General features: G+C 66.3%; 9 protein-coding genes. 3 read left to right on the plus strand and 6 right to left on the minus strand.

Annotated elements, in window-relative coordinates; all coding sequences use genetic code 11:
• Nucleotides 1–93: 93 nt before the first annotated feature.
• Nucleotides 94–2,475 carry a nitric-oxide reductase large subunit gene (locus tag QHF84_RS07905; RefSeq protein WP_281312582.1) on the minus strand — a complete coding sequence of 794 codons (2,382 nt, stop codon included), beginning with the start codon at nucleotides 2,473–2,475 and terminating at the stop codon, nucleotides 94–96.
• Nucleotides 2,476–2,729: 254 nt separating this feature from the next.
• Nucleotides 2,730–3,584 carry a phytanoyl-CoA dioxygenase family protein gene (locus QHF84_RS07910; RefSeq protein WP_281312583.1) on the minus strand — a complete coding sequence of 285 codons (855 nt, stop codon included), beginning with the start codon at nucleotides 3,582–3,584 and terminating at the stop codon, nucleotides 2,730–2,732.
• A 133-nt stretch (nucleotides 3,585–3,717) separates the two neighbouring features.
• Here QHF84_RS07910 and QHF84_RS07915 point away from each other — a divergent pair, with 133 nt between their 5' ends.
• Complete coding sequence (locus QHF84_RS07915) at nucleotides 3,718–4,053, plus strand: HNH endonuclease signature motif containing protein (protein ID WP_281312584.1); 336 nt, start codon at nucleotides 3,718–3,720, stop codon at nucleotides 4,051–4,053.
• A 46-nt stretch (nucleotides 4,054–4,099) separates the two neighbouring features.
• Here QHF84_RS07915 and QHF84_RS07920 read toward each other — a convergent pair whose 3' ends face one another.
• The 4 genes from QHF84_RS07920 to QHF84_RS07935 form a co-directional block, all read right to left on the minus strand.
• Nucleotides 4,100–5,209: a hypothetical protein gene (locus QHF84_RS07920; protein WP_281312585.1), complete on the minus strand. Its 1,110-nt coding sequence runs from the start codon at nucleotides 5,207–5,209 to the stop codon at nucleotides 4,100–4,102.
• Nucleotides 5,210–5,392: 183 nt separating this feature from the next.
• Nucleotides 5,393–5,719, minus strand: coding sequence for a response regulator (locus QHF84_RS07925; protein ID WP_348652853.1), 327 nt, complete (start codon nucleotides 5,717–5,719; stop codon nucleotides 5,393–5,395).
• Between the two features lie 68 nt (nucleotides 5,720–5,787).
• Nucleotides 5,788–11,298, minus strand: coding sequence for an AAA family ATPase (locus QHF84_RS07930; protein ID WP_281312587.1), 5,511 nt, complete (start codon nucleotides 11,296–11,298; stop codon nucleotides 5,788–5,790).
• A gap of 355 nt (nucleotides 11,299–11,653) precedes the next feature.
• Entirely contained in the window at nucleotides 11,654–13,405 is a 1,752-nt protein-coding gene (locus QHF84_RS07935) for a DUF4215 domain-containing protein (protein WP_281312588.1), read from the minus strand.
• Nucleotides 13,406–13,978: 573 nt separating this feature from the next.
• On the opposite strand from QHF84_RS07935, the gene QHF84_RS07940 reads away from it, so the two are divergent.
• Complete coding sequence (locus QHF84_RS07940; protein ID WP_281312589.1) at nucleotides 13,979–14,773, plus strand: hypothetical protein; 795 nt, start codon at nucleotides 13,979–13,981, stop codon at nucleotides 14,771–14,773.
• On the plus strand, nucleotides 14,773–16,329 hold the full coding sequence (locus tag QHF84_RS07945; RefSeq protein WP_281312590.1) for a hypothetical protein: 1,557 nt from the start codon (nucleotides 14,773–14,775) through the stop codon (nucleotides 16,327–16,329). Before QHF84_RS07940 ends, QHF84_RS07945 begins: the two co-directional genes overlap by 1 nt.
• Nucleotides 16,330–16,365: the final 36 nt, after the last annotated feature.

Consider the following 16,365-nt stretch of genomic DNA (forward strand, 5'->3'; position numbering starts at 1 on the left):
GTTTACACCCGGCGCGATCTCTCGACGGGATCGCGCCGGACCACGGTCACCGGTGCACGAAATGCGTCGTTCGTGCAGAGCTTGCGCCTCGGCTCATCCATTCCCTCCCCGCAGCGTGATCGGCGGCGGCAGGGAGGCGGGCTTGCCGGACGGCTCTTCGGGGCTCTCCGGAGGGGGCGGCAAGGTCGTGGGATTCGGGTTCTCTTGGGTTGACAGCGACCAGCCGGTCCGGAGGCCGAGCAAGAAGTATCCGAGGGCGACGATCCCCGCGGCGAAGATCGTGTCCCCGAGGACGCGCGACCAGCGGAACGTGTCCATGAGGGACGTCTGGAGAAATTCGGCCGATCGCGCGTACCACATGCCCCGCTCCACGCTGGCGATGGCCTGCATGATACCCACGGGCAAGAGGCTCACGAACGCCATTGCGGCGAGCCCGATGTTGATGGCCCAGAAAGCGAAGGAGAGGGCGCCCGTCCTCCATGCGAACCGCGCCGAGACGCCGCGCAGGCAGAAGAGCATGAGCCCGAATCCCAGCATGCCGTAGACCCCGAAGAGCGCGGTATGCCCGTGCACCGGCGTCGTATTCAGGCCCTGCATGTAATACAGCGCGATCGGCGGGTTGATCAGGAAGCCGAAGAGGCCCGCGCCGACGAGGTTCCAGAACGCCACGGCCACGAAGAAGTAGATGGGCCATTTGTAGCTCGAAACCCAGGGACGAAGCCCGACCAGGCGGAGGTTGCCGTACGCCTCGAATCCAATGAGCGAGAGCGGCACGACTTCGAGCGCGCTGAACACGGCGCCGAGCGCGAGGACGGGCATGGGCGTGCCCGTGAAATAGAGGTGGTGGAAGGTCCCGATCACGCCGCCGCTGAGGAAGACGATGGTCGAGAAGAGCACCGCGCGGCTCGCGGAGCGCGGCCGGAGCAGGCCGAGGCGGACGAGGAGGAAGGCGATGATGACGGTCGCGAAGACCTCGAAGAAGCCCTCGACCCAGAGGTGCACCACCCACCAGCGCCAGTATTCGACCATCGCGAGGTGGGTGTGGCGCCCCCACATGAGCCCCGCGGCATAAAACATCGCAATGCCGAGGGACGAGAGCAGGAAGAGCCCGACCAGCGTCCGCTGGTCGTCACGCCGCGCGAGCGCCGGGCGCAGGGCGCGGACCATGAGCACGAGCCAAAGGACGAGCCCGATGAAGAGGAAGATCTGCCAGAATCGGCCGATGTCCGTGTATTCGAGGCCCTGGTGTCCGAACCAGAAGCTCGCCTCGAGGCCCATGCGCTGCCGGGTCGAATACCACGTGCCAAAGAGCGAGCCGAGGACGATGATGAGGAGGCAGGTGAAGAGGAAATTCACGCCTGCACGCTGCAGCCGCGGCTCCACGCCGCCCACGGCCGGCGCCATGAAGAGCCCGGTCGCGAGCCACGTCGTGGCGATCCAGAAAATGGCGAGTTGGACGTGCCACGTCCGCGTGACGGAGTAAGGCAGGATCTCGGCCAGCGGGATGCCATAGAAGCCGGAGCCCTCCACACCGTAATGCGCGCTCACCGCGCCGAGCCCGACCTGCGCCATGCACAGCGCCGCAGCGACCCAGAAGAACTTGACCGTGGCCCGCATGGAAGGCGTCGGTTCGAGCTGGAGGAGAGGATCTTTGCGGGGGAGGATCGACGGCGGCGCTTCATCCTCGTGCCCCTTCGCGGCAAAGTACCAAGACAAACCGCCGATGCCGGCGAGGAGCAGGACGAAGCTCACGATCGACCAGACCACGATCGGCGCGGTCACGCGATTGCCCACGAGGTCGTCCGGCGGCCAGTTGTTCGTGTAGGAGACGTGCTCGTCGGCGCGCTCGGTCACGCAGGACCAGGAGGCCCAGAAGAAGAAGGCGTTCATCATGCGCCGGCGCTCGGGATCGGGCACGCTGCGAGGCGGGATCGCGTAGGCCTCGCGCAGGGAGGCGAGCTTCGGGTCGTCGCCGAACAGGCCATCGTAATGGGTGGCCGTGTCCCGAATGGCGGCGGCGCGGCGGGATGAAACGCGTAAATCGCCGGTCTGCGGGTCGTACGTGTTCTTTCGGATCTCGGCCTGTACGAGAGCCTCGGCGGCGGCCCGCTTCGGGACGTCGAGCGCCTCGAAGGCCTGGCCATACTCCGCGCGGGCGATGGCATCGGCCAGGAAGGTGCCCTCGCGATGAAGCCAATCCGCGGACCAATCGGGCGCCACGTAACCCCCGTGCCCCCAGATCGAGCCCACTTCCTGGCCACCCATCGACTGCCAGACATTCCTCCCGTCTTGGATGTCGTCTTGCGTGAAGAGCACGACGCCATCATCCGTGATGACGCGTCGTGGCAACGGGGGCGCCTTTTGATGAATCTGCCAGCCGAAGAATCCGAGAACTGCGAACGACGCCACGATGACGACCGTGAGCGAGATCCACAACCCTCGTAGGGTGCCTTTCGTGCTTTTTCCTGTGCCCATGCGCAATCGTTTTCCTCTCCCCTCCCCAGCCGGATGGAATGACGCTGCTCGCCGAGCAAGGACCATGCTCACGCGTCGGGCCTCGCTGCGCTGCGCAAACCATGCGTCAGTCCGCAGGAGCCGAGATGTCCTATCCCCTCGAAGTGCCGCGATGCCGGAGCGCGTCGCGCACCGTTTGCACCTGTGACGTGCAGAACTTGCGGCGCCCGTGCGCGAGGCGGGGGAGGGGGCGTTTTACGTGACTGCGCGACCGTTCATCCTTCGCGGCGTTGCGTCATTGCCGATTCTGGGCGGGCGAGCAGCCCGTCGGCGACCACGCGGTCGCGTCCCTTGTGCGCGCGGTAGTCAGGGTCGACGAGGCGGAGCGGGTGCATGCCGTCGACCTGGCCGATGAACGGCGGATGAATGCTGTAGCCGAGCATCGCGCGCATCCGGTCGGAGCAGCCGCGCGCCGCCTCGGGGGGTACGATCAAGAGCTGCGATTCCTGGGGGCGCAGGTAGGGCTGGCAGTACTGGGGGCTCAACGCGAGGCGCGTGCCGGCCGAGCGATTGGCGCCGCCGCGGTGCCAGAGCGCGCCGTCGAACACGAGCGCGGAGCCCGCGGGCATCACCGCCGTCGCAATCTCGTGGGGTCGCTCGTCCGGGTGCTCCGTGCCCCAGCGATGGCTGCCCGGAATGACCTCGGTCGCGCCGTTTTCGGCCGTGAAGTCCTCGATCGCCCAGATCACCGTGACGGCGAGCGTATGGCTGCGCGGGCGCGGTACGAGGTAGAACGCGTCGTCCGTGTGCCAAGGCTGCGCCGTCTCGCCCGGGTGCAGCCGGATCGACTGCAGCGTGGAGAGCAGGAAATTCGGCAGCAAGAGCTCGTCGCAGAGCGCGAGAATGCGCGGGTGCTCGGCGAGGCGCTGGAAGACCGGGCCCTTGCCGGCGAGGCTGTAGACACGCTGGCTGCACTTGCCCTCGAAGTCGTTGCGGCCCATGGGGCGATGAGCCTCGTAGGGGCCGAGCGCGGCGAGGATCTCGTCGAGCGCGGCGCGATCGAGGGCGCGCTCGAGGATCACGTAGCCATCGGAGTGGAACCGCTCGAAGAGCTCGGAGTCGCCGGCCATACGCCGAAGATACCACGTGTCGGCGCGGGCTACCGCGCAGGGGAGGGATACGCCGATCGTTGCAATCCATTCCCGGTTGCAGTAACCTCCGAATTTCGTCGTCGACGTTTCTTCCTTCTTCGACCATTCGCTCATGAGCGCCGAAAAAAAGCTGGTCCGAGCCCGGTTCCGCGACGCGGTCTTCGCGAGAGCGAAATACCGATGTGAGGGGCCGGGGTGCTCCTTCCGATCTTCGCCCGAGCGGGCCGTCGAGGAGCTCGACGCCCACCACATCACCGACCGAAATGAGCTGCCGAACGGCGGCTACGTGCCCGAGAATGGGATCTCGCTTTGCGCGGGCTGCCACGTGAAGGCGGAGCATTTCCACAGCACCGGGACGGCGCTGCCCGGGTTCAGTCCGAATGAGCTTTACCGAGTCATCGGCTCCTCCCGAGAGAAGGCCGAGCGGGCCAGCCGACGCCTCGGATAGGTCGGGTTGTCTCTGCGGAGACCCGGGCTCGACGCCGGCCGCTCGTCTACGGTCGAGCAGGTGATGGGGCGGCGGGCGCGGATGTTTGCGCAGTGGGCGGCGGAACTCGCGGCAGCGTTTTCTGCGCAGGGGAGCCGCCGAAGAGCGCGTGAATGGCCTCCTCGGCCGCATCCGAGAGGAGGTCCCGATCGAGGCGCAAGGGGTCGTCGAAGAAGGCCGCGGCGGCGGCTCGATCGACGAGGTGTGTCCCGACGAGCGCCATCGAGCGGTCCGCGTCGAAGATGTTCTCGGCCACGATGATACGCGTCCCTTCGGCGATGCGCTCGTCGGCAGCGCGACCGGCAGAGGGCTCACCGAGCCAGGCCGCGAAATATTGGAGCGAAATATTGCCGGGGCGCGCCATGTGCGGCGTGCCGATCACCACCCGCAGCCGCGCGCGCTCTTCGGGCGTCAAACGCGCCGCCCACGCCGTCACCTGCGCGTGCAAGGTCATTACATTCTGGTGAGCGGCTTCCCTGATGTTCTCCAGGACGTCGGCGCGTTGCGAGCGAATGAACGCGCCGAGCGTGCTCGACGCCAGGCGTCGTTCGCGGGTGGCCTGGTCGAGCAGCGCGAGCGAGCGGGTCAGGATGCGCTGCTGGCGCTCGCGCTGGGCCGCGTCGGGAAACCTCCCGTCGATCGTGGAGAGCGCCGCCCTGACGAGCGCTTCGTACGAAATGAGCTTGCCGAGCCGCGCCTCGTCGATCGGGCCGTCCACTCCAGAAAGCAGCAAATAGAGGGCAAAGGGCACGTGCGCCACGCTCTTGAGCTCGTGATAACGTTCATTCGTGGCCGGCCCCTCGAGCCGCTCGCCACGACGCAGCAGCACGAGCGTATCGCCGTACTGCACGAGCACCGGTCCGGAGGCCGCGAGCATGGCGGCGCGCCGTTCGGCGTAAGCGTCGCGGAACGCGCTGTTCAGTGGGCAGAGCGGATCACTGGACGGGAGCGGGCAGGGCCGCTCCGCGGAGGCCGCGGGCCGCGTGTTACGGCCCTGTTCCGTGGGCGGCGGCGTCTGCGCGTCCTTCGCGGGGGAGACCCGCCCAGTCTGGCACGCGGACGAGACTACCAGCGGAAACATGGCCACGAGCACGCGGGCCGCCCTCCCTGCACGCATCGCTTCCCCTCCCTCGGCCGCATGGTGGGCCTAAATGGCAAGGGTATGCCATGCGTCGCCTCGCACGAGAGTCGGGCGAATTTGGAATGGTCCGTCAGGCCGACGCGGAGCCCGTCGTCAACGAAGTGGCGGGGGCGATGAACACGCGGACGACCGCGGCGGAAGCGACCGCCATGGAGCGCCTCACGAGGATCGCGAGCGGGTCTGCCACTGCGTCATGATTTCCACCAGCCGCTCGAGATTGTACGGCTTCTGCAGCACGGGCCGGCCGCGATCGGACTCGCGCAGCCCAGCTTTCCCGTATCCGGTCATGAAGACGAACGGAAGACCCCGCTCGGCGAGGATGTCGGCCACGGCATAGACCTTTTCACCGGCGATGTTGATGTCGAGGCCCGCCCCATCGATCACCGCCTCGCGGGCCAGCCGAAGGGCGTCCTGCATGTTCAAGGCCGGGCCAATCACCTCGCAGCCGAGATCGGTCAGGGCGTCTTCGAGGAACGAGGCGATCATGGCTTCATCTTCGACGATGAGGACACGTAGTCCCTCCAGCACACCCGCGTTCTTGGGATCCACGTTCGTCATACCGCTACGCGCTCCAGGGGCAGGTCCATCACGCAACGCACGCCCTCGGGCAGGAATTCGAGGTGCACTTCGCTGGCGAGCTGGCGCCCGAGGTCGCGTTCGATCAGGCGCGAACCGAATCCCTTTCGCCGCGGCACCGACACCGGCGGCCCGTGCATCTCCTGCCATTCCAGGTGGATCCGCCGTTCGGCCGAGCAGGTGGTCATATTCCACGTGACCTGGACGTGGCCGGACGGCAGCGATAACGCTCCGTACTTGGCCGCATTGGTCGACAGCTCGTGGAAGACCATGCCGAGCGTCACCGCTGCCTCCGGGCGGAGGCGTACGTCCTGGCCGGTCAGGCTGAAACGGCCGGCATCGCCATTGGCGTGCGGCGCCAGCTCGGCGCATACGATGTCGTGGAGGTTGGCGCCCTGCCAGGAGGTCTCGTTCAAGAGGTTGTGCGTCTGGGACAGGGCCAGGAGCCGGGCCATGAAGGCTTCCGTGAAGGCCTTGGGCGAGTCCGACATGCGCAGCGTCTGCGCGGCGATCGCCTGCACGATGACCAGCGTGTTCTTCACCCGATGGTTCAGCTCGTTCAGCAAGAGCTTCTGGCGCTCTTCCGCCTGCTTGCGCTCGGTCAAGTCGAGGGAAAACGCCACCCCCTCGCTCTCCGACCCCTCGAATCGTGCACCGCCGAGCAGCACCGGGACGCGGCTGCCGTCCTTCCGGAAAAACTCTTTCTCGAAAGGCTGGAACTGGCCCGTCGAGCGCACCTCCGCGAGCGCCCGCTCGGTGGCCGCTCGAGATTCCGGAGGCGTCATCGTCGTCCAGTCGAGCTTTCCGGAGACCAGATCCTCCCGGCTATAGCCGACGAATCTCAGAAATGCATCGTTCGCGTCCGTGATCCTGCCATCCAGATCCCAGAACGCGATCCCGATGATGTTGGCGTCCACCAGGCGCCGGATCCGCGCTTCCCTTTCCCGCAGCAAAAGCTCCGCCCGCTTGCGCTCGCTGTTCTCTTGCTGGAGCTGGGTATAGAGGCGGGCATTTTCCAGAGAAATGGCGGACTGGGAGGCCAGAAGCTCCAGCATCGCGATCCGGTCGGCGGTGAAGACGCGCGGAGTCAGGTTGTTCTCCAGATAAAGCACGCCCACCAGCGTTCCTTGCTTCACGAGGGCGAGGCAAAGCACGGAGCGGGGGCGCCGCTCGCGCACGTAGGCGTCCTCCGAGAACAGATTGGGCGCGGCAGCGTCGTCGAGGATCACGGTCTCCCGCGTGCGGATCACGTAATGCAGAATGGCTGTGGGGAGATCGGCCGGGGAGACGGGCGTCTGGCGCAGGGTGACCTCGACCCGATCGCGCACGGTGACGACCTCGGCCTCGATGTCGCATTCGGCGCCACGGGGGCGGATCAAGAGGCCCCGCTCGGCGCCCGCGTGTTCGACCGCGATCGACAGCAGCGTTTCGAGGAGCCGGTCGAGGACGAGCTCGCCGGAGACGGCCTGCGAAGCCTTGAGCACGGTGGCGAAGTCGATCTCCGAGCACGAGGCGTCGAACCAGGCGGAAGGCCCCGGCGCGCCCCGGTCCTGCTTTGGCAAGTGGCGCATGTCGCGCCGGCCCGGCGGCTCGACCGGCCCGGCCGTCCCCCGGCGCTCGGCGGATGGGCGGGTGGGCTGCCGGCGCGTCCCCTCGCGCTGGAGGAGGTGCGGGAAGTCTCTCTCCAGGCGCTCCGTGACCCGAAAAGCGCCCCAGCGAGCGTACAGGCGATACGCCTCGGTCATGTAAGCGCACGCCAGGAATTCCCTGCCGAGGTCGAGATAATGGCGGGCGCAGAGCTCGCTGGCCAGCGCCGCATCATGAAGGAATCGCCCCTCCCGCGCGGCGGCGATCCCGCTATCGTAAAGGGCGCCCGCGCCGTCGCGCCGCTCGGCCCGGGCGAGCTCCGCCTGCAGGATCAGGCTGCGGTGGTGGAAGCTCGCCGGGCCGAACCGCGCAAAGGACTCCACCTTGCGCGCGCATTCCCCGAGCCTCGCGAGGTAGGTTTCCCTGAGCGCCGGGGCGGCGGTCTCGGCGGCCCGCGACAACGAAAGCCCGCCATAAAAATAATAGCAGGGGCTCGCATGCCATGCCGCGAGCATTCCCAGGCTCCCCGGATCGGTCGAGCCCCAGATCTCCGCCGCCTCCTCGTACGCGCCCTGGAAGGCGCCGGCGACGACGGCGAAGACGTTCAAGAAGTAGAGGGACGCCTGGTTGTTGATCCTGCGGGCCTCCTCGGCGACGGCGTCGATGTCCGCCCAGGCCGCGTGCGTGTGCTCGCCCTCGATCGGCGCGCCGAGCTCTTCGGCGAGCTTTCCGACGGCACTGATGAGCCACATGATCGCATTGAATTTGTCGAGCTTGCAGAGCGGCTGGTATTGCTTCGCTTCCTCGACGATGTCGCGCAGGTGCGCCCCGCGGAGCAGGCTGTTCTGGACGATGTTGCACGTGTTGTAGAAGGCCCAGATGTATTGCCCCGTTTCGAGGCCGGAGTGGATGCCCTTGCGCAGGGAAGCCTTCGAGTCCTCGTAGGTGGCCTTCCAGTGCTGGACCCACGCACCCCACATGTTGCACAACATCGACTCGGACTTCTTGTCCGGATGGATCTCGCTCAGGCGGACCGCCGCCCGCCCGAACTCGTAACCCTTCTCGATATCGAGCCTGGCGCACAGGATCGTCCCGAAATTCACGTACGCATAGATCGAGTTCTTCGAGATGCCATGCTCGATCGAATTCTGCAGGATCCGCATCACCGTGATCCCGAAATTGTTCGTGCCGAGCTGATAGGTGGGCGAGAACATCTCCTGCAGGACATCCTGCAGGACGGCGATCTCGGGATCGTTCAGCGCGGGCAGGTCGACGAGCGATGCAATGGGGCGGTCGCCGATCATGGCGATCGTGCGATCGAACTCGGCGGTGAGCATGCCGTCATCGGGGTAGGGGGGCAAATGGATGTCGAATGCCCGCAGGGCCGCGAGCCCCTCTTCCAGGGCTGCGGGCAGATCGTTCTTGAGGATCTGCACGTTCATTTTCAGGCGCCGCACCTCCGTCTTGTTGATGCGTCCCCTCGCATGCTCGAAGCAACCCGCGAGGGTGGCGAGCGCGTCGTCGTGCCGCCCGCAGAGCGACTCCATCAATCCCTTCTTCGTGTGATAGACGAACGTCAGCTCGTAATCGGAGGTCCACGTGTCCTTGGGCAACATGGCCATGCCATGCTCCAGGTACTTCAAGGCCGCGGTGAAGGCAGCCGACTCCTCGGCACGCCCGGCGGCCTCGAGGTTCAGCCTGGCCGATAACATGCGTTCTTGCGGGGCCTCTATCAGGTCGCCCGCGCTGTTCAAGTGGTTGACGATGTCGAACAGATTGCGCCCCTCGCCGGGATCCAGCTTGCCGAGCAAAAGCTTCGCGATCCGGTAGTGAAATGCCGGTCGGTCTCCGACCGGAATGAGCGAGTACGCAGCCTCCTGGATCTTGTCGTGCGCGAAGCGGTACCGCTCGTCGGCGCTCACGATCAAGCCTTCGCCGAGCGCTCTGTCGAGGCTCCCGTACGTCTCCTCGGGAGGTCGCTCGCTGACGGTGTTCAGGACGTCGAGCTCGAACATGTTGCCGATCGCCGAGGCCAGCCGCAGCACCTCCTGCGTCGCCTGCGACAGGCGCCGAATGGTCTCCGCCATGAGGCTGAGGACGTTGTCGGTGTACTCGAGCCGCGCGATTTGCGAGAGGTCCCAGCGCCAGCCCGCCTTTGGATCGAAGACGAGCACCTTCGCCTCGTGGAGGTGCCTCATGAACTGCTTCGCGAAAAACGGGTTGCCCCCGGTCTTCTTCAGAACCGCGTTCGCGAGCGTGGCTCCGTCGGTGGTCTGCAGGCTGTCGTTGACGAGCTCGATCAGGTGGACCAGCCGGAGGGGCTCGAGGACGATGTTCACCACCTCGACGCCGCCCTTTTGAAGCTCTTCCAGCGTGACGATGAAGGGGTGCGTCGGGCTCACCTCGTTGTCGCGATAAGCACCGCAAAAGAAGAGCGATTCCATGCCCTCGTTCGCGAGAATGGATGTGATCAGGCTGAGGCTCGCCGAGTCCACCCATTGCAGGTCGTCGAGGAACATCGCAAGCGGGTGGGCGTGCCTGGCGAATACCGAAACGAATTTCTGGAAGTACAGGTTGAATCGATTCTGGGCCTCGACGGGGCCGAGCGCGGGGACGGGCGGCTGCTCGCCGATGATGTGCTTCAAGCACGGGAGGACGTCGCAGATGACCTGCCCGTTGCTCCCGAGGGCGTTCAGGATGGCGTCCCGCCACTTCGTGATTCGATCCTCGCTCTCGGAGAGGAGCTGCTTGATGAGCGAGTCGAACGCCTGAACGATGGCGCTGTAGGGCGTGTCGCGGTTGTGCTGGTCGTATTTCCCGCTGATGTAGTAGCCCTTCTCGCGCGCCAGCGGCTTCAGGATCTCCTGGACGAGAGACGATTTGCCGATGCCCGAGTAACCCGAGACGAGGACGATCGCGCGTTTGCCCTGGAGCACGTCGTCGAATGACGCGATGAGCTTTCGGATGTCCTCTTCGCGGCCGTAGAGCTTCTGGTGGATCTGGAAGAGATCTCTCCTGTCGTACTGGCCGAGGCTGAACGAGCCGATCCGTTCGCTGCGCTCCCATTGCCACCGGCACTCTTCCAGATCGGCCTTCAGCCCCTCGGCGCTGTGGTAGCGGTCTTCCGCGTTTTTGCTGAGGAGCTTCATCGTGATGGCCGAGAGCGCGTCGGGCACCTCCGGGTCGATGTCCGAAGGGGGAACCGGCTTCACGGCGATGTGCGCGTGCATCAACTCGAGCGGGTCCATCGCCTCGAACGGCCTTCGCCCGGCGAGCATCTCGTAAAATACGACCCCGAGTGAATACATGTCGGTGCGGTAGTCCACGCTGCGGTTCATGCGGCCGGTCTGCTCGGGCGAGGTGTAGGGGAGCACCTCCGAGAGGACGCGGGGGCTATAGATCTCGTCTTTCTCACGCGTCACGATGGAATCGACACCGAACCCCGTGAGCTTCACCTGACCCCCCTCGCCGAGCAAGATGTTCGGAGGCCTCACGTCGCCGTGGATGAGGCCGCGCCGGTGGATGTCGGCCAGGGCTTCGGCCATCGAAATGGCGGCGGAGAGGAATGCGCGGACGTCCATCTTGCCGGGGGTCTTCGCGGACAGCGCAATGCCCGGGAAATACTCGGTGATGAGCATCAGCCCATCGCCGTGCTCCTCGACATCGTGCACCTTGACGACCCTCTCCGAATCGAGGCGCTTGATGATGCCGTAGGTGTGCTTGAAGCGCGTGATGTCGGCGATTCGCGTGTAATCGGTGTGCAGCACCTTCATCGCCACCTCGAGCCCGTCGGTCTCGCGGTAGGCTCGATACGTGGCAGAGCCTGCGCTCTCGCCGGTCTTCGCGGTGACGTGATACCCTTTGAGCTGGACCGTTCCCCGTTCCGTCGGAAGATGTGTCATGGGTATGTCCTCCGCAGGCGTGACGTCGAGCAGGCGCAACCGCCTTCGCGTCGCGGATCGGGCAGGCTCTGGAGAGCGTCGCCACGATTCTCGGAGGCAACCATCCGAGCAGAAGCTGCGCGTCGACGAGGGAGCGGAGCGGCCAACCGCGGCGCGAGCGCTGTGGTTCGTAAATACGACGGTCGGGGCAGTGCGGCCGCGACCTCGTATCTCCGAAGTCCCCCCATGGCGCATGCCTACGAGCGTCCCTCCGCCCTGTCAACGCGAGGCAGCGGATAGGGAAAATCGAGCGCGGTCGTGATGGAGGACGAGGAAGACGAGGAGGACGACGAGGACGACGAGGGGCGAGCGCCCCCTATTTCGCGATCACGCGGCCGGTCGCGAACTTGAAGAAGGACGAGTATGCCGCGGCGCCGAGGCAAGTATTGAGGTCGACGGTCTGGTTGTTCATGTCACGGCAGCCGTTGACCGCTTTCGTCATGGCGTTCGTCGTGAGCGTGTAGGGGCCGCCCGCGCCCGCGACCGGCGCATTCGGATCGGCCTGATCGGGCTGGATGGTGCTGATGACGTTGACGAAGCCGAAGACGGTGCATCCGCTGACCAGGACGTCGAGCAGGGAGTTCTGCGCCGTATATCCCTGATCGCACGCGATGGTGCCGCCCGCGGCGAGCTCGGCGGGGACCGGGACCTGGTCGAGCGAGATCGCGCTGACGTTGCCGCAGAGCTTGCCGGCGCCGCCGCCGTTCGGTTGCCCCGTGCTCGCATACGTCTGGAGCGCCGGGTCGAGGTGCTCCGAGGCGAGGTGGCCCGGCGTATTGCCGCTCGACGTGAGGGGCGTGCTCACGGCGCCGATGGATGCCGTGAGTCGCGCATTGCTCATCTTGAGCGCCGCAGGCGTGCCCGCGAAGTTGATGCCGATCGAGAGTTTGCCCGGGCCCGCGGTGAGCGTATTGGCCGAGATGAAGCCTGGGAGCTTGTCGATCGGGTTGCGGTTCGCGTCGATGGAGAGCGGGGCGATCGTGTACCACCAATCGAGATCGGCCGTGCCGTCGTACATGGCGCCCATCGGGAGGACGGGCCCGCCCGTGATGACGCCGATCTCGACCGTCGGATCGGCGGTGCCGCTGAGGTCGCTCAAGCCGAGGGTCTTGAACAGGATGCTGATCGAGCCGTTCTTGACGCCGTCGTCGAGCGAGGTTTGAAGCTGGCCCTGCGCCGCGGCGGAGATGGCGCTGCCGAGGCGGTTCGCGGTGCAGAAAGGAGCCTCGGTGCCGAACTGCATTTGGAGCCAGGTCGCGCGCTGGACCTGCTCGAACTTGCACGCGGAATCGCAGCCGTCGAGGTTCTTCGTGTTGCTGTCGTCGCAATGCTCGCCCGCGTCGCGGACGCCATTGCCGCAGACCGACCCCGCGGGGGGGAGCGTGCAATCGGATTCGCAGCCGTCGCCGCCGATCTGGTTGCCGTCGTCGCAGTCTTCACCGGGATGGACGACGCCGTCGCCGCACACGATGGCGCTGCAGGCGCCATTCACGCAGGCGGAGGCCAGCCCGCAGACGCCGCCGTCGGCGATGGGGTTGCCGCAGGTATGCGTGGCGTCGTCGCAGGTGTTGCCGAGGCACGGGTCGAGGCCCGAGCAGTCGCGCGCAGGGTCATCCGAGGCGCAACTGAACTTGCAGGAATCACAGCCGTCGCCGTCCGCCATGTTGGCGTCGTCGCACTCCTCGGCTGAACTGACGAAGCCGTCGCCGCAGATGTCGTCGTGGCAGGCGCCCGAAATGCAGATCTTGCCCGAACCACACGAGGAGCCGTCGTCCGCGTTCATTCCGGGCGTGCAAACGTGACCGTCGCTGCAGGTCTCGGCGCCGTTGCAGGGGTCACCGTCATCGCATTTCGCGTCGCCGGTGTCGGGGTTCTTGTTGTCGCAGCTGTAAGAGCAGTCGGCCTCGCAACCGTCGCCGCTCACGTCATTGCCGTCGTCGCACGCCTCGTCGCCCTCGACGACCGCGTTGCCGCACCGCTCGCCACCGCCGCCGCCCGCGCCCCCCGTGCCGCCCGGGCCCGTGGACGTGTTCGCGCCATCGTCCCCACATCCGGCAACGGGTGCCATCACGGCGAGCCCAGCGACCGCCATGATGGCGGCAAGCCCAAGCGAATTTGAATGCATCCGCACGTCGTACCTCCTAAGCGCCGCGGCCCGCGCCAAGCGAAGCCGCGCCCGCCATCCTAGCCGGATCCGTCCACGAATGGTTGGATTCTCGCGGCGGGCCTGGTAGCTTCGGTGATTTTGTCAAGCTCTTTGGTAGGGGGCCAAGAGAGCAGGCAGACCGGGAGGTTGTCTCCGTATTCGGCTCTTGACAAGCGTCGAAGGATGTGCGGGCGCGATCCGAAATCGATGCAGCCCCGGCCGACGCTCGCGGGTATCGGGCTCGAAGGCTCGTTTGCCAGGGTTTGGAGGGACAACGGTTTGGCCTGGCCGACTGCTCCAAGGTCTGGCCGGGCACACGGAAGGTTTGCCCTCGGGACGCTGGAGGCCAAGATCCGCTTGACAGGGGGTACGTACGGGTGAAACCTGCCTCTCGCGGCGACGTTCTGGGGAGGAGTCCGCCGTCGCCTTCACGGCGCATGACCCACGAAATCAGGAATTCGGAACGTGCCTCGGAAACCCCACCTCTTCCAACCATTGAACACGCAAATCGTCGACGATGTGGAGCGTTCGGTACGGGACGCGAATGCCGTTCCCCTCACGCGTCTGACGAAGGTCAAGCTCGCCCCCGAAGCAAGCAGCGAATTGGTAAGGCAGCTCGTCGCTCGTGGTCTGGAGCGTGGACCCAAAACGATCCGCGTTCCCCTCGCGGCGCAGATCGAGAACCTCCTCCAGGGAGGCACGCGCGTTCCACTCAAGGACGCCGGAAAGCGCGTCAAGGGCGGCACCAAGGCCGAGATCAACACCGCCCTTGCCAAGCTCGTCCGAGAAGGACGTGCGCGCGTCGTGGTGCGAACCCAGACGGAGGTGCTGGTCGGGCCCGCCGAGCGTGCGCTCGATCCAACCGAGATCGCACAACTCTCGAAGACGGTCGCGCAGGTCGGCAAGACGCTCAAGAAGGTCCAGGCCAAGGGCCTACCCCGATCGATCTTGCAGGAAGATCTCGCGGCTCTCTTCGCGCCTCTCCTGCCATCGCTTCGTTTCATCACTGCCGCGCCCGACGACGCGCCATCCACGCTCGTCGACGAGGCCCTGCGCCGCCTCGAAGATCCGGCGCTCAAGCTCGTGCGCATCCCGGATCTCGTGCGCTCCTTGTCCAGCCGTCTCCCGCTCGACGCCATCCACCGCGCGCTCGCCGAGGGCGCGAAGGACGGGACGCTCGAGCTGCGGCCGGAGGCCGGCGCCGAGTTCCTGAAGCCCGAGGACGTCCCCCTCTGCCCACCTGGTCCCCGCGGCACCGTCCTCTCCTACGCGAGGCGTGTTTCTCCCTGATGGATAATCCGTTTCAGGCCATCCACGCGGATGCATGGGACCCCTCTCCCATCGATGTCCCCTCGATCAACGAGCGCGCGAGCGCCGTCGTTCGCGCGCACATCGAACAGCTCCGAGATGCCGGGACCCGCGAGGAGACGGCCGCCCGCTCGACGGCCATCTTGCTGCTCGGCCCTGCCGGCATCGGCAAGACGCACCTGTTCACGCGGCTGCGAAAGCAGGTGGGTCCACGCGCCGTCTTCGTGCACACGCGCCCCGAGGTCGGCGTCGATCCGTCGCCCCGCCACGTACTCTCTGCGACGCTGCGCTCGCTCAGGCAGCCGGTGATCCAGCAGCAACACCGGCAGATCGACGTCATCGTGGGGGCCATGCTGGCGACGCTCGAAGGCGGTCGTCCCCGCTTCCCCTTGTCCTTCATCGACGACTGCCAGAGGCAGCCGCCCGATACGCAGCGCGAGATCCTCTCGCGCGCCGTCGCGCAAGTCGAGGATCGTTTTCCCGACACGTCGGCGCGGTATCTCGAACACCTCCTGGCCCTGCCTTTCGCGGACCGCATGCGCCAGCGTGCTCTTTTTGCGTGGCTCTCGGGTGAGGAGCCGAGCCAGGCGCAGCTCGACATGATCGGCGAGCGTGCTGCCTTGCGCGAGGACGATCTCATCCTCGCGCTGCGCACGCTCGGCGTGGTGGCGACGTTCGGCGCGCCCATCGTGCTCGTGTTCGATCAGCTCGAAAACCTCGCGGAAGAGGAGGGAAAGACGAGCCGCATCATCCGGCATGCTCGCCTCGTGAGCGAGCTGCGCGACACCGTGCGCGGGCTCGTGATCGTGCAGATGGCGCTCGATGCCGTCTGGATGCAACGCATCCATCCGGTGCTCCACGCCAGCATGCGGGATCGGCTCGAGGAGAAGATCGAGCACCTGGCGCTCCCGACCCCCGAGCAGCGGCGGGAGCTCATCGAGCGCTGGAGGAGCGCGCTGCCCGAGGAGGAGAAGAGCAAGCCATTTCCGTATCCATTCTCGACGAGGCAAGTCGATGCATGGCTCACGGTGCCGGGAATGACGCCGCGCATGTTGATGCAAAGTTGCGGGGAGGCGTATCTGCGTCGAGCGCTGCCCGAAGCAGAGGAGACGGAGCCCGTCCCCACCTCGCCGGACGAGCGCCTCGCGGTCGCCTGGCAGGAGTTCATCGTGCGAGCGCGGAGGCACATCGACGAGGCCGCGGCGCAGGCCCAGGGCGTGGCAGCCGAGAGCATCCGCGCAGGGTCGACGCCGTGCTCGACGCGTCCGACGGGGGGCCGGTGCGCGTTTCGGGACGGATCGATGCCCTGTATTGCAGGGCGAGAGGCGCCGTCGATGTCGTGGAATACAAGCTCACGGACGAGGCCAACCAAGAGCTCGACCAGGCGCAAGTGGCGCTTTATCGTTACCTCCTGCGCTCCGCGCTCGAGCTCGACGCGGATCCGCTCATTCTGCGCTTCAAACCAGGGCTCATCGAGACGAAGCTCTCGCCGGTGGCGGCCGATGGCATCGTGGAGCGGACCGTCTTGCCCCTGCTAGGCAGAATGGTGAGCTGGTCGGAGCGCCCCGAAACGG

This window comes from Polyangium sp. y55x31, assembly GCF_029946505.1.
GTDB lineage: Bacteria > Myxococcota_A > Polyangia > Polyangiales > Polyangiaceae > Polyangium.

Bases quoted from the DNA above. Each gene is read 5' to 3' on its own strand.
- QHF84_RS07905 (WP_281312582.1), bottom strand. From the start codon at position 2,475: ATGGGCACAGGAAAAAGCACGAAAGGCACCCTACGAGGGTTGTGGATC.
- QHF84_RS07910 (WP_281312583.1), bottom strand. From the start codon at position 3,584: ATGGCCGGCGACTCCGAGCTCTTCGAGCGGTTCCACTCCGATGGCTAC.
- QHF84_RS07915 (WP_281312584.1), top strand. From the start codon at position 3,718: ATGAGCGCCGAAAAAAAGCTGGTCCGAGCCCGGTTCCGCGACGCGGTC.
- QHF84_RS07920 (WP_281312585.1), bottom strand. From the start codon at position 5,209: ATGCGTGCAGGGAGGGCGGCCCGCGTGCTCGTGGCCATGTTTCCGCTG.
- QHF84_RS07925 (WP_348652853.1), bottom strand. From the start codon at position 5,719: ATGATCGCCTCGTTCCTCGAAGACGCCCTGACCGATCTCGGCTGCGAG.
- QHF84_RS07930 (WP_281312587.1), bottom strand. From the start codon at position 11,298: ATGACACATCTTCCGACGGAACGGGGAACGGTCCAGCTCAAAGGGTAT.
- QHF84_RS07935 (WP_281312588.1), bottom strand. From the start codon at position 13,405: ATGGCACCCGTTGCCGGATGTGGGGACGATGGCGCGAACACGTCCACG.
- QHF84_RS07945 (WP_281312590.1), top strand. From the start codon at position 14,773: ATGGATAATCCGTTTCAGGCCATCCACGCGGATGCATGGGACCCCTCT.